Source organism: Streptomyces katrae, from assembly GCF_000717655.1.
Lineage (GTDB): Bacteria > Actinomycetota > Actinomycetes > Streptomycetales > Streptomycetaceae > Streptomyces > Streptomyces katrae_B.
In genome coordinates, this window is record NZ_JNZY01000022.1 from 55,029 (window position 1) to 67,690 (window position 12,662).

13 protein-coding genes are annotated in these 12,662 nt (G+C 73.1%); 11 read left to right on the plus strand and 2 right to left on the minus strand.

Annotation, left to right across the window (positions count from 1 at the left end):
- Positions 1 to 73 precede the first annotated feature (73 nt).
- Together IF09_RS0124685 and IF09_RS0124690 are read left to right on the plus strand one after the other, a co-directional pair.
- The gene (locus tag IF09_RS0124685) at positions 74 to 868 is read left to right on the plus strand and encodes a SigE family RNA polymerase sigma factor (RefSeq protein WP_078613423.1); all 795 of its coding nucleotides are present in this window, start codon (positions 74 to 76) and stop codon (positions 866 to 868) included.
- The gene (locus tag IF09_RS0124690) at positions 865 to 1,962 is read left to right on the plus strand and encodes a hypothetical protein (protein WP_030299227.1); all 1,098 of its coding nucleotides are present in this window, start codon (positions 865 to 867) and stop codon (positions 1,960 to 1,962) included. Before IF09_RS0124685 ends, IF09_RS0124690 begins: the two co-directional genes overlap by 4 nt.
- On the opposite strand, the gene IF09_RS0124695 is transcribed toward IF09_RS0124690, so the two are convergent.
- Positions 1,934 to 2,746 (minus strand): SURF1 family protein, encoded by an 813-nt coding sequence (locus IF09_RS0124695; RefSeq protein ID WP_030299228.1) that lies wholly within the window; start codon positions 2,744 to 2,746, stop codon positions 1,934 to 1,936. The two genes, IF09_RS0124690 and IF09_RS0124695, sit on opposite strands and share 29 nt — an antisense overlap.
- 55 nt (positions 2,747 to 2,801) lie before the next feature.
- Positions 2,802 to 4,604, minus strand: coding sequence for a prolyl oligopeptidase family serine peptidase (locus IF09_RS0124700; RefSeq protein WP_030299229.1), 1,803 nt, complete (start codon positions 4,602 to 4,604; stop codon positions 2,802 to 2,804).
- Positions 4,605 to 4,697: 93 nt separating this feature from the next.
- On the opposite strand from IF09_RS0124700, the gene IF09_RS45750 reads away from it, so the two are divergent.
- From IF09_RS45750 to IF09_RS0124745, 9 genes are all read left to right on the plus strand, one after another.
- Positions 4,698 to 4,862 (plus strand): hypothetical protein, encoded by a 165-nt coding sequence (locus IF09_RS45750; protein ID WP_158710035.1) that lies wholly within the window; start codon positions 4,698 to 4,700, stop codon positions 4,860 to 4,862.
- Positions 4,863 to 4,951: 89 nt separating this feature from the next.
- Positions 4,952 to 5,119: a hypothetical protein gene (locus IF09_RS45755; protein WP_158710036.1), complete on the plus strand. Its 168-nt coding sequence runs from the start codon at positions 4,952 to 4,954 to the stop codon at positions 5,117 to 5,119.
- A 78-nt stretch (positions 5,120 to 5,197) separates the two neighbouring features.
- Positions 5,198 to 6,493, plus strand: a complete 1,296-nt coding sequence (gene codA / locus IF09_RS0124715; protein WP_037635880.1) for a cytosine deaminase — start codon at positions 5,198 to 5,200, stop codon at positions 6,491 to 6,493.
- A 32-nt stretch (positions 6,494 to 6,525) separates the two neighbouring features.
- Positions 6,526 to 7,056, plus strand: coding sequence for a DUF5956 family protein (locus IF09_RS0124720; RefSeq protein WP_051832837.1), 531 nt, complete (start codon positions 6,526 to 6,528; stop codon positions 7,054 to 7,056).
- A gap of 548 nt (positions 7,057 to 7,604) precedes the next feature.
- Complete coding sequence (locus tag IF09_RS0124725; RefSeq protein ID WP_158710037.1) at positions 7,605 to 8,387, plus strand: hypothetical protein; 783 nt, start codon at positions 7,605 to 7,607, stop codon at positions 8,385 to 8,387.
- Positions 8,387 to 8,710, plus strand: a complete 324-nt coding sequence (locus IF09_RS0124730; RefSeq protein ID WP_030299237.1) for a PqqD family protein — start codon at positions 8,387 to 8,389, stop codon at positions 8,708 to 8,710. The genes IF09_RS0124725 and IF09_RS0124730 overlap by 1 nt, the downstream gene beginning before the upstream one ends.
- Positions 8,711 to 8,774: 64 nt before the next feature.
- Positions 8,775 to 10,820, plus strand: coding sequence for an AfsR/SARP family transcriptional regulator (locus IF09_RS0124735; protein ID WP_078613425.1), 2,046 nt, complete (start codon positions 8,775 to 8,777; stop codon positions 10,818 to 10,820).
- Positions 10,821 to 10,952: 132 nt separating this feature from the next.
- Positions 10,953 to 12,260, plus strand: coding sequence for an adenylosuccinate lyase (purB, locus tag IF09_RS0124740; RefSeq protein WP_078613426.1), 1,308 nt, complete (start codon positions 10,953 to 10,955; stop codon positions 12,258 to 12,260).
- Positions 12,247 to 12,651, plus strand: a complete 405-nt coding sequence (locus IF09_RS0124745) for a GNAT family N-acetyltransferase (RefSeq protein ID WP_030299240.1) — start codon at positions 12,247 to 12,249, stop codon at positions 12,649 to 12,651. The genes purB and IF09_RS0124745 overlap by 14 nt, the downstream gene beginning before the upstream one ends.
- Positions 12,652 to 12,662: the final 11 nt, after the last annotated feature.

The window sequence follows — 12,662 nt, forward strand, 5'->3', positions numbered from 1 at the left end:
GGGCAAGAGGGATTTTGCTGGTGAGGCTGCCTCGCGCGTACAACCCTGGTGGGGGGACGCGTGTCCAACCGGCGTGGCAGAGGCACTTCTCGACTTCGCCGTCGTACCGGCGCGCAGCGCAATCAGTGCGCCGCGCCGGCCTTTCCGTGTGCCCGCGTCCGGTGGCCACCCGGTGATCGTTCCCGTCCCGCAGTCCGCGGTGCCGCCGCTCGCCGCACCCCCCGCCGTACCGACCCGGGGCGGCCGCGTGCCCGCGCCCCGCGATAGCGCGGAGGCCGCGGGGAGCGGGGAGGAGGCGTCCGCCGCCACCGAGCAGGCCGCTGCCGCGGCGGTCGCTGCCGAGCCGGCCGTCGCCGAGCCGGCCGTCGTCGCCGGCACCACGGTCGACCACCTCACCGAGACCTACCAGGCCCACTACCGCTCGCTGCTCGGCCTGGCCGCGCTGCTCCTCGACGACACCGCCTCCTGCGAGGACGTCGTCCAGGAGGCGTTCATCCGCGTCCACTCGGCCCGCAACCGGGTTCGCGATCGGGACAAGACACTGGCGTATCTGCGCCAGACCGTCGTCAACCTCTCGCGCTCCGCGCTGCGCCGCCGCATCCTCGGCCTCAAGCTGCTCTCGAAGCCGATGCCGGACATGGCCAGTGCCGAAGAGGGCGCGTACGACCAGCTGGAACGGGACGATCTCATCAAGGCGATGCGCGGACTCCAGCGGCGTCAGCGCGAGGTGCTGGTGCTGCGGTACTTCGCGGACATGACGGAGGCCCAGGTCGCGGAGACGCTCGGCGTCTCGCTCGGCTCGGTCAAGGCGTACGGATCGCGGGGCATTGCCGCGCTGCGGGTGGCGATGGAGGCTGCGCAGTCATGAGGGACGACCACACTCCGCCGGCCGGGGCGGGCGAGGAGCAGGCGCTGCGGAGCCTGCTGCGCGGGGCCGTCGAGGCACTGGAGCCCTCCGAGGGCGCGCTCGAGCGGCTGCGGTACGCCGTCCCCGTGCGCAGGACCCGCAAGCGGCAGGCCCTCGTCGGGGCGGCGGCGGCCGTGCTGCTGGCCGGGACGGCGATCCCGGCGGCGCTGCACCTGCACATCACCGGTGCCGAGGGCGGCGCGGCCGGCCACTCCGCCATGGCCGGGCACGGCGAGGAGCCCGGCGCCACGGCGGCCGGCAGCACCTCCGACCCGCACCAGAACGGCCCGGGTTCCCCCTCCAAGTCCGCCGGGGCCGCCGGCAAGGGCGTGGAGACGGGCGCCGGCGTGCACCAGGACCAGGAGTACGGCGGGTCCCCGACCGGCGGCGGTACGGACGGCCCGGCCACCGCGGGCGCCTCGGCGGGCGCCTCGGCCGGCACCGGCCCGATGCCCCCGGCGGCGGCGACCGGACTGCCCGGGTGCAGCGCGGAGCAGCTCGGCGTGCAGGGCAGCGCCAAGGCCCCGGAGGCCGACGGCAAGGTGTACGGCAGCTTCAAGGTCACCAACGTCTCGCCGCGCGGCTGCACCGTCATCGGCCCGGACACCGTGACCGCGGCCTCGGTGACGGCCTCCGCGCCCGGCCAGGACTCGGGGGTCAGCGTGGTCGGCCACACGGCGGGGGATCCGGCGGCCGGGCTGCCCGACCCGTCGGCGGAGACGCCGCTGCTGCTGCTCCAGCCGCACACGGCGTACGAGGTCCGCTTCGCGTGGGTGCCCTCGGCGCAGTCCTGCCCGGCGGCCTCGCCCGACCCGGGCCCCAAGCCCCCGGTGGACGGCGCCCAGGACACCGGACAGCGCGCCTCGGACGCCGCCGCCGCGGCCGGCCCGGCGCCGGACACCGGCGGTACCGCCCCGGACACCGGGGTGGAGGTGACCCACACGCCGAACACGGCGCTGCCGGGGGCGCCGACCACGCAGACGACGATTCCCGCGGCGTGCGGGGGGACGGTCTACCGGACGGGCGTCATTCCGCTGGACGCGCCGAAGCCGTAGCGGGGGCGGGCTCCGTCGAACGGTCGGCAGGCTCCGGCAGCAGCCCCGCCTCGGCGTCGCGCAGGGTCTCCACCTCGCGCCGGTAGAGCCGGAACCACATGAACAGCACGAAGGCGGCGAAGACGAACCACTCGCCGGTGTAGCCGAGGTTCTGGAAGGCCTTCAGGTCGAGCCCGGTGTTGCTCGGAGCCTGCGCGGGCACGGGGGTCAGCCCGTCCGCCGGGGTCTGCACCGTCAGCCAGGCGTCGTACAGCCCGTACGGCACGAGGTTGACCAGCGAGGCCGCCCCGATCACCCCGAGCTGCCCGGCCGGGAGTCCGCCCGAGGCGTACACGCCCTTGCTGCCGGCGCTCTCCGACGCCTGGAGCGCGCCCGTCACCTCGACCCGCCCGGCCGGTGCGGCCGGAGCCCGGGCCGCGTCCGCCGTGCCCGGCAGCCAGCCCCGGACCACGGGGACGGCCTTGCCGGTGTCGGTCCGCAGCAGGGTCAGCACGTAGAAGCCGGCCTTCCCGTCGAGCCGGCGCTCGGGGACCAGCAGCTGGTCGGCGTACTCGCCGGAGACGGAGGCGAGCCGTCCGGAGGTCTTCTTGTCCACCGGGAGCAGGGAGTCCAGCGGCGCGGCCACCTGGTCGGCGGGGCGTGCCCCGGCCGCCTCCTTGTGGCTGTCGACGCGGTCCTCGAACCGGCCGAGCTGCCAGGTCCCCATGAACAGGCAGACGGGGACGGCGAGCGCGACGAAGACGTTGATCCCCCACCACCGCGGGGTCAGGAGAAACCGGTGCACCCCACCACCGTACGGGGGGTGCACCGGATCACCGGGGCCGGGGCCGGGTCACGCCTTACTGCGGCAGGTGCTTCTGCACGAACTCCAGCTCCATCCGGACCTGCTTGATCCGCTCCTCCACGACGAGCGAGCCGTGGCCGGCGTCGTACCGGTACACCTCGTGCACCGCCCCGCGCGCCGCCAGCCGGTCGACGTAGTTCTCGATCTGCCGGATCGGGCAGCGCGGGTCGTTGAGGCCCGCCGCGATGTGGACCGGGGCCTTCACCGCGTCGACGTACGTGAGCGGGGAGGACGCCTCGAAGCGCTCCGGGACCTCCTCCGGCGTGCCGCCGAAGAGGGTGCGGTCCAGGGACTTCAGCGCCTCCATCTCGTCGTGGTACGCCGTGACGTAGTCGGCGACGGGTACGGCGGCCAGCCCCACGGCCCAGGCCTCGGGCTGCATGCCCAGGCCCAGCAGGGCCAGGTAGCCGCCCCAGGAACCGCCGGAGAGCACCAGGCGCGCCGGGTCGGCGAGGCCGGAGGCCACCGCCCACTCCCGGACGGCCGTGATGTCCTCGAGCTCGATCAGGCCGACGCGGTGCTTGAGGGCGTCGGTCCACTCGCGGCCGTAGCCCGTCGAGCCCCGGTAGTTGACCCGGACCACCGCGAAGCCGTGGTCCAGCCAGGCCGCCGGGGTCGCCGCGAAGGAGTCGCTGTCGTGGTGGGTGGGCCCGCCGTGCACCTCGAAGATCGTCGGGAAGGGGCCGTCGCCGTGGCCCACGGGCCGCTGCGCCAGCGCGTGGATCCGCCCACCGGGGCCGTCCACCCACACGTCCTCCACCGGCACCGAGCCGGGTGCCCGGAACCCCGGCGGGTCCAGGACGATCCCGCCCGCGGTGGACCGTACGGAAGCGGGCTCGGCCGCCGAGGACCACTGGTACTCGACCGTGCCGTCGGGCCGGGCCGTCGCGCCCGAGACCGTGCCGGGCGGGGTGTCCACCCGGGCGAGCTCCTGTGCGGCCAGGTCGTAGCGCCAGAGCTCGCTGCGCGCCTCGAAGCTGTGCGCGATCAGCAGTGCGGAGCCGTCCGGGTACCACTCGGCGCTCACGTCGCCCGGCAGCCCGATCGCCAGGTCCTGCTCGGCGCCGGTGGCCACGTCCCAGACCATCGGCTCCCAGCGGCCGCGCCGCTGGTGGCCGACCAGCAGCCGGGTGTCGCCGGCGACCGGCGCGAAGCCGAGCACCTCCAGGCCCAGCTCCACCGTGCCGCCGCGGGAGTCGTCGAGCTCGGCGACCGTGGCGCCGTCGAGGGTGACCACGCGCAGGGCCGAGTGCATGGCGTCGCCGTGCTCGGTGTGCTCGATCGCGATCAGGGTGCCGTCGTGGGAGAGGTCGCCGACGCCGGCCGACTCCCGGTGCCGGTAGATCACCACGGGCTCGGCGGCGTCCGGCCGCACCACGTGGATGGTCGAGCCGTCCTCGTCGGTGGAGCGGCCGACGACCGAGGTCCCGTCGCGCCCGATGGCGAGCCCGCCGGGGTACGAGGGCTCCAGCCCGGGGGTGGCCGGCTCGTCGGGGCCGCCCGCGAAGGGCTGGCGCACCCAGGTGCCGAACTCGTCGCCGTCGGTGTCGGAGAACCACCAGATCCACTCGCCGTCGGGCGAGAGGGTCCCGTCGGTGGTCCCGTTGGGGCGGTCGGTGGCCTGCCGCTGCGTGCCGGTGGCGCGGTCCCAGGCGTAGAGCTCGTAGGTCCCGGTGGCGTTCGAGACGAAGAGCGAGCGGTCCGGTGCGTCCTCGGCCCAGTCGGGCAACCCGACGCGCGGCGCCCGGAAGCGCTTCTCCCAGTCCGGCATGGCCGTGTTGTCAGTCATGCCCCCCATGTAACCCGATTGGCGCTGCCGGATGGTCGTGAAGGGCCGGAGGGGGCAGCGTGGGCGGGGTCCCACCCAGCCGTTTTCCAGTGAGGAGCGATCATGGCGAAGCAGCGCAAGGAGTCGACTCAGGAGAACCTTCGGTCGTCGGAGTCCGGGACCCCGCAGAAGCCGGCGCAGCTGATCGAGGACGTCCGACTGGCCCAGACGGAGGCCATGAAGGAAGACCGGATGCGCGAGCAGCGCCGTAAGGGTGGGCGCGGCTGACCCTGGCCCCCCGCCCCGGATGCCGCCTCCTGCGAACGGAGGGACAGTGGGGGCGTAGGCCCTCCGGCGTGTCCCGAGGAGGAGTGATCATGGCCAGGAAGGCTCGTACCGGCACCGCGCAGGCCGCGGAGCGCGCGCACGAACGGGCGAAGAACACGGCGGCCGAGGCGCGCGCCAAGGCCGCGGTCAGAGACGTGCAGTCCGTCGCGGCGAAGACGAGGGGCATGCAGCAGAAGGCCCAGGCCAAGCGCGGCTGAGCCGCCGCCGTTGCCGATTCACCGGTCGTGGCCTGTGGTTTCCCCGGAAACCACGGGCCACGGTCGTAGGGTGGCCGCATGCGGATGATCGTCCGGGGCGCCCGGCTGCTGCACACCGACGGCCTGTACGACGTCGAGGCCGCCGAGGACGGCCGGATCGCGCGGGTGGTCCCGTACGACGACCAGAAGGAGCCGCCGGCCACCGGCGTGCTGATCGAGGCGCACGGCGGACTGCTGTCGCCGCCCTTCGTCGAGCCGCACATCCACCTGGACACGGCCCTGACCGCGGGCGAGCCGCGCCCGAACGCCTCCGGGACGCTGTGGGAGGGCATCGCCTGCTGGAGCGAGCGCAAGCAGACCCTGACCCGCGAGGACGTCGTCGCCCGGGCCACGGAGGTGCTGCGCTGGCAGGCGGCCCAGGGGGTGCTGCACGTACGGACGCACTGCGACGTCACCGACCCCGGGCTCACCGCGCTCGACGCGCTGCTGGAGGTCCGCGACCGGGTCCGGGAGTTCCTGACCCTGCAGATCGTCGCCTTCCCGCAGGAGGGCATCGTCTCCTTCCCGGACGGCGAGGTGCTGCTGCGCGAGGCGGTCGCACGGGGCGCCGACGTCGTCGGGGCGATCCCGCACTTCGAGGACACCCGGGAGGACGGGGTGGCGTCGCTGGGCATCGCCTTCGCCGTGGCCGAGGAGCGCGGGCTGCGCGTGGACGCCCACTGCGACGAGATCGACGACGAGCAGTCCCGGTTCGTGGAGGTGCTGGCCGCGCTCGCGCTGCGCACCGGGCTGCGGGAGCGGGCGACGGCCTCGCACACGACGGCGATGGGTTCCTACGGCGGCGCGTACAGCTTCAAACTCCAGCGGCTGCTGTCGCGCTCCGGGATCAACCTGGTCTCCAACCCGTTCGCGAACCTCAACCTCCAGGGGCGTTTCGACGGCTACCCCAGGAGGCGCGGCCTCACCCAGGTCAAGGAGATGCTGGCCGCCGGGGTCAACGTGGCCTTCGGCCACGACGACGTGATGGACCCGTGGAACGCGCTCGGCACCGGCAACCCGCTCCAGACCGCCCTCGTCGGGCTGTACGCGGCGCAGCTCACGGGAGCGGAGGAGATCCCGGTGGCCTTCGAGATGGTGACGGAGCGTGCGGCGCGGGTGCTGGGCCTGTCCGGCGCGGAGTACGGCATCGCGGAGGGCGCGCCCGCCTCCTTCGTGCTGCTGCCGGCCGAGACCCCCGCCGAGGCGCTCCGCCGCCAGGTCCGGCCGCGGTACGTCGTCTCGCACGGGAGGGTCCTCGCCGAGACGCGGCCGGCGCCGGCCCGGCTGAACTGGCCGGGGGAGCCGCCGTCGGAGGTCGACTTCCGGCGGTCGTAGGCCCGCGCCCGCGCCGGCGGTAGCCTGCGCGCATGTCGTGGGACTCGTGGGACGAGGACGGAACACCGCACCCGCTCGCGCTGCGCCGCACCGGCCGCAGCGAGCAGGAGCCGGACCGGCTGCCCGAGGTCCGGGAGCTGGAGGTGCTCGGCTGGGAGCCCGCGCCCGAGGACATGCTGTGGGTGTTCCTCCCGTACGTGTGGCCCCCGGCGGCCCGGACCTGGATCCCGGACCGCTCCACGCACTGGGCGGTGGAGACCCGGCTGGACGGCCACGGGCACATCACCGCCGTGGAGGCCGTCCCGCTCGCCGAGCCCGACCTGCACGACCTCGACTGGGAGGCGGAGGAGGTCCTCACGGAGCTCGGCCTCCCGCACCGGCCGCCGGGCCGCCTGTGGCTGCTGCGCCCGCTCGGCTCCCTCCCCACGGTCGGGGCGGTCCTCGACCACCTCCGGGCGGTGGCGGAGGAACGCGGGGTGGAGGTCCGGGCCTCGGCCGAGTTCCTCGCGCTGACCCGGGCCGAACTCGCCGCCCTGGCCGCCGGATCCGGGAGCGACACGTAGGCCGGGACCGCGTCGCCCGCTGATTTCGCCGCGGAATCCTCGCCACCGGTGGCGAGAACCTGCGCGCGTCCGTGCGCCGCCCGCGTCTGCGCGGGGCCCATCGCGGCGCCGCCGCAGCGGCCGGGGCGGAGCCGTGTCCACCGTGCGCCCGCGGATTGCGGCCGGTCGTCGGGCCCGTTCCGCATTCCTGATGTTCTCCTTACAGACCTCACGACACCTGCTGTGTAAAGCCCAATTCTCGCCACGAGTTGCTTCTGGACTCGGCTGAAGAAGCGTCAATATGCTGACCTGCAAAAAAGTTCAAGAGTTGTGTAATGTGACTGACGTCGCATCATTCGGACTGCCGCGGCGTTAACGATCATTGCTAGAGTCCAAAAATGGCCAGCCGATTTTTCGGGTGTGCCGGAATTGACCTCGGGATCGGAGATCACCTTTCCGAGGTGCGCCGCCCGCTCGGACTCCGTGGCGGCGACCCAAGTGGAACCAGAGCGCGCCGCCGGCCGATGATCTCGGTCGAGGCGGGCCGAGACGGGGAAGGGCCGTGCCTCATGACGTATGACACCTCCGGGGTAATCGCTGCGTTAGGGAGCCGCAACCTGCTCCCGGACGAGTACGAGACGGTGTTCGCGAGCGGCTCCTTGATCAGAGGCTGGGGCAACCCCACCAGCGACCTCGACGTCCACGTGGTCACCAAGGACGTCTGGGTCAGCACGATCGACGAGACCAACCACGTCGCTCTGGAACCGAACACGCTCCAGTACGAGGGCACGTTCGTGGACGGCCGCCGATGGGACATCGAGTACTGGACCTCGTCCCAGCTGGAGCAGGTCCTCTCGAAGGTCTCCCAGGAGCAGTTCGCCGACGACCAGGGCACCTGGCGCACCCTGAGCTACCACGAGATCGCCATGCTGGAGCGGCTCCCGTACGCCGCCGCCGCCGATGACGGCGCCTGGCTGACGGCCACCCGCGAGCGGCTCGCGGCCTCGGCCCACCGGTCGGTGCTGATCGTGAACTCGCTCAAGCAGGCCGACAGTTACACCGAGGACGCGGCCGGCCAGATCGCCAGGGGCGACCTGTACAGCGCGGTCATCGCGACCAAGAACGCCTTCAACCACTCCGTCGACGCGCTTCAGGCGAGCCTCGGCCAGTTCGGCAGCCTGTGGCCGAAGTGGCGGGCCAGGCGCATGGAGATCCTCAACCCCGGGCTGCTGCCGTTCGACGCGTACTGGGCCATCGAGACGATGCGCTCCTTCGACCCCGACAACCCGCAGAAGTGGGTCGAGGAGACCATCGCCGTCTGCCAGCGGATCTCCATGGAGGTGTCGGTCTGATGCCGCTCGACGAAACTCCGCTCGATAAAAACCTGCAGGTGGGGCCCGGTTCGGTGGCCTCGCTCCCGCTGAACGTGAAGATCCGCAATCACCGCGGCACGACGGTGGTCGGCGGGTACGAGCACTTCTTCGAGCTGACCGCCTCCGCCGCCCACATCTGGCGGCAGATAGACGGAAAGCGCACCGTGAGCGATATCGCCGCGCTGATCGCCGAGGAATACGAGATCGATCAGGAATCCGTGGTGCAGGACATCGTCGAGCTCTTCACGGAACTCGCGCAGCACGATGTCCTGAACATTGCGCAAGGCGATTCTCGGAGCTGAATTCCACAAGGGGCGACCGCCTCCTGCACATTTGCCCGTGGGTTTGAAATTTCGGGGGCATCACATGCTGGACGATCTCCAGTTCGATGTATTCGGTCCGCTGACCGTACGGCGGAACGGCGAGTTATTAGAGATTCCTCAGGCGAAACACCGGGTCGTGCTGGCGGCCCTGCTGCTCCGCGCCAACCGCACCCTCACCGCGGAGGAGCTCATCCAGCAGCTGTGGGGCGGCGAACCCCCGCTGACCGCACGCAAGACGCTCCAGGGGTACATCGCCCGCCTGCGCAAGGTGCTGGGCGCCGACGTTGTCGTCAGCCGGGCCTCCGGCTACGCGATCGCGATCGAAGGCGAGCGGCTCGACCTCGACCGGTTCAATCTCCTCCTGCACAAGGCGGAACTCAGCTCCGAACCGGCCGAACGCGCCGGGCTGTTCCGGGCGGCGTTGGAGCAGACCAATGGCACCCCGCTCGTCGACATCCCCTCGCAATACCTCCACCAGGGTGACGGGGCGGCCTTGCTCGAACGCTGGTTGAATGCCACGGAAAGCTGGGCCGACGCCGAAATGGCCGTGGGGCGCTGTGCCGAGGTCCTGCCCCGGCTCAGGGCCCTCGTATCCGAACACCCTTTCAGGGAAAGCGCGTGGGGCCGGCTGATGACGGCCCTGTACAAGGCGGGCCGGCAGGGCGAGGCCCTCGCCGCGTACCAGGAGGCCCGGCGCCTGCTGTCGGAGGAACTCGGCGTGGAACCCGGCGAGGAACTCCGCGCCGCCCACCGGCAGATCCTCGCCGGGCCCGCCGCCCGGTCCGACGGCGAGCCGGATCCGGCGCCGCGCGCCCCGGCCGGCGGCGGCAGTGGGAGCGGCAACGGCGGTGGCGGCAGGGGCCCGCGCCGGGTCGCCGGCGCCGCCGGGCGTCCGGCCTCCCCGTACACCCTCCCGCCGCGCCTCGCCGAATTCGCCCGGCCCGGCATCGAGGCGGAGCTGATCCAGCGGCTGCGGGACGTCTCCCGGGACGGCGCGGAGCGCACCGTCCCGCAGACGCTCAACCTGTACGGGGCCGCCGGGGTCGGCAAGACCACCATGGCGGTCCGGGTCGCCCACGCCGTCAGCCCCGTCTTCCCCGACGGCCAGCTGTACGTCGAACTCCAGCGCGGGGAGGGCTTCCGCGAGCCGGCCGACGTGCTCGGCGAGCTGGTGCGCGCGCTCGGGGTCGCCCCCGGCGCGGTGCCCGCGGAGTTCGCCGACCTGGTGGCCCTGTACCGGGGGCTGCTCTCCCACCGGCGGGTGCTGATCGTGCTGGACGGGGCGCGCGACGAGGCCCAGGTACGGCCGCTGCTGCCGGCCTCGCCGACCTGTGCGGCCGTGGTGACCAGCCTGGAGATGCTGTCCACCCTGGGCGGCACCCGGCACGTACGCCTCGGGCTGCTGTCGGCGGAGGAGTCCCGCGAGATCCTGGCCCGGATCGTCGGCCGCGAGCGGGTGGCGGCCGAGGAGGGGGCCGCGGAGGACCTGGTGCGGTACTGCGGGCGGCTGCCCCTGGCCATCCGGATCGTCGGCGCGCGCCTGCTGGAGCGGCCGCACTGGCGCCTGGAGACGCTCGCCCGGCGGCTGGAGTCGGACCGCAGGAGGCTCGACGAGCTGGTGGTCGGGGACCTCGGCGTCCGCGAGAGCCTGGCGGTCGGCTACGCCGCCCTGGACGCCCCGGAGCGGAGGGCGTTCCGGCTGCTCAGCCTGCTGGAGATGGCCTCGTTCCCGGTACGGGTGGCCGCGGCGGCGCTGGGCCTGCCGGACGACCGCGCGGAGGAGACCCTCGAGCGGCTGACCGCGCAGCACCTGCTGGACGCCGACTTCGTCCAGGGCAGCGGGGTGCGCTTCTCGTACCACCCGCTGGTCCGGCTGTACGCGCGGGAGCTCACGTTCGACGTGGACTCGATGCAGAGCCGGCACGGCGCGGTGCAGAACGCACTGGCCGCCTGGTACACGAGGCCGGCCGGAGCGCTGGTCCCGCTGCGGGCCAGCGCGTCGCCCGGGCCCGGACCGGCCGTGCGCGCCGGAGCCGGAGCCGCCGTTCCCGCTGCCGCCCTGCCACCGGAGCTCGGCTTCACCGCCTGAGCCCCACGACCCCACGACACGACCCGCCCCCGCACGATCCCCACACCCCCCACGTCCCGTCCCCCGCCCGGCCGCCCGAGGTGCGTCACCCCTCGGTCCCCGGCCCACGGGGAGATCCGAGGAGAACCGACCTTGATCGAACGCTATTCCACTCCGGAGATGGCCGCGCTCTGGACCGAGGAGCACAAGTACGAGACCTGGACGCGCGTCGAAGTGCTCGCGACCACGGCCCAGGCCGAACTGGGCGTCGTGGACCAGGGCAGCCTGGACGACATCCGCCGCGCCCCCGTCCCCGCCGTCGCCCGCATCCGGGAGCTGGAGCTCACCCGCGACCACGAGATCCTCGCGTTCCTCGCGGCCTACACGGAGACGATGCCGGCCGCCTCCGCCCGGTGGGTGCACCACGGGATGACGAGCTACGACCTCGTCGACACCTCTCTCGGACACATCCTGGCGCGCAGTTGCGACCTCGTGCTGAACGCCGCCCGTACGTTCGCCGAACTGCTCGTGGAGCGCGCCCTGGAGCACTGGGACACGGTGTGCATCGCCCGCACCCACGGCATCCACGCCGAGCCCACCACCTTCGGCCAGAAGCTCGCCGTGCACGCCTTCGCCCTCCACCGCAGCATCGGCCGGCTGACCGCGGCCCGCGCCGCCGTCGCCGTGGGCACCGTCTCCGGGCCCGTGGGCACGTACGCGCACATCTCCCCGTACGTCGAGGAGCGGGTCTGCGGGCAACTCGGGCTCGGCGTCGAGCCGATGCCGACCCAGGTGGTGGCGCGCGACCGGCATGCCGAGCTGCTGTCCGCGCTCGCCGTGACGGGGGCCGTCGTCGAGCAGTTCGCCCTCGAGATGCGGATGCTGCAGCGCACCGAGGTCGGGGAGGTCGACGAGCCGCGCACCAGCGCCTACCAGGGGTCGAGCGCGATGCCCCACAAGCGCAACCCGACGACGAGCGAGCGGCTGTGCGGCCTCGCCCGGATCCTGCGCTCCAACGCCGGGGCGGCCTACGAGAACGTCGCGCTGTGGCACGAGCGGGACCTCGCGCACTCCTCCGTGGAGCGCGTCATCCTGCCCGACAGCCTGACCGTGGCCCACTACCAGCTCGTCTCGGCCGCCGGGCTGCTGCGCGGGCTGCGGGTGTTCCCCGAGCGCATGGCGCGCAACATCGACGCCACCCGGGGCCTGGTCTACAGCTCCGAGGTGTTCCTGGACCTGGTCGACCGGGGCCGGGACCGCGAGGAGGCCTACCGGCTGGTCCAGGCCGCGGCCACCGACGCGTGGGAGACCGGCACGAGCCTCGCCGAGGGCCTCGGCTCCCGCGGTGTGGACGTCACCGGTGAGCAAATGGACCCGCGGCGGTTCCTCGGCAACCGCGACCACCTGAAATCCCGACTGACCGAACTGAGCAAGGAGCTGCAAGACCATGTGGAAGTGTGAGCCCGTCGTCGGTGCCAGCCTCGACGTCACCGAAGTCACCGCCCTGTACCGCGCGTCCACCCTCGGCGAACGCCGTCCCGTCGAGGACGTCGAGCGGTTCACCCGGATGCTCGCCGGCGCCAACCTCGTGATCACGGCGCGCCTCGACGGCCGGCTCATCGGCATCGCGCGCTCGATCACCGACGGCTCGTACGTCACGTACCTGAGCGACATCGCCGTCGACGCCGAGTTCCAGCGGCGCGGCGTGGGCCGGGACCTGATCCGGGCCACCCGTGAGGCCGCGCCGCAGGCCAAGCTCGTGCTGCTCTCGGCGCCGGCCGCCGTCGCGTACTACCCCCACATCGGGTTCACCCGCCACGAGTCCGCATGGACCCTCGATGCGCTCGGCTGAACCCGGGCCCC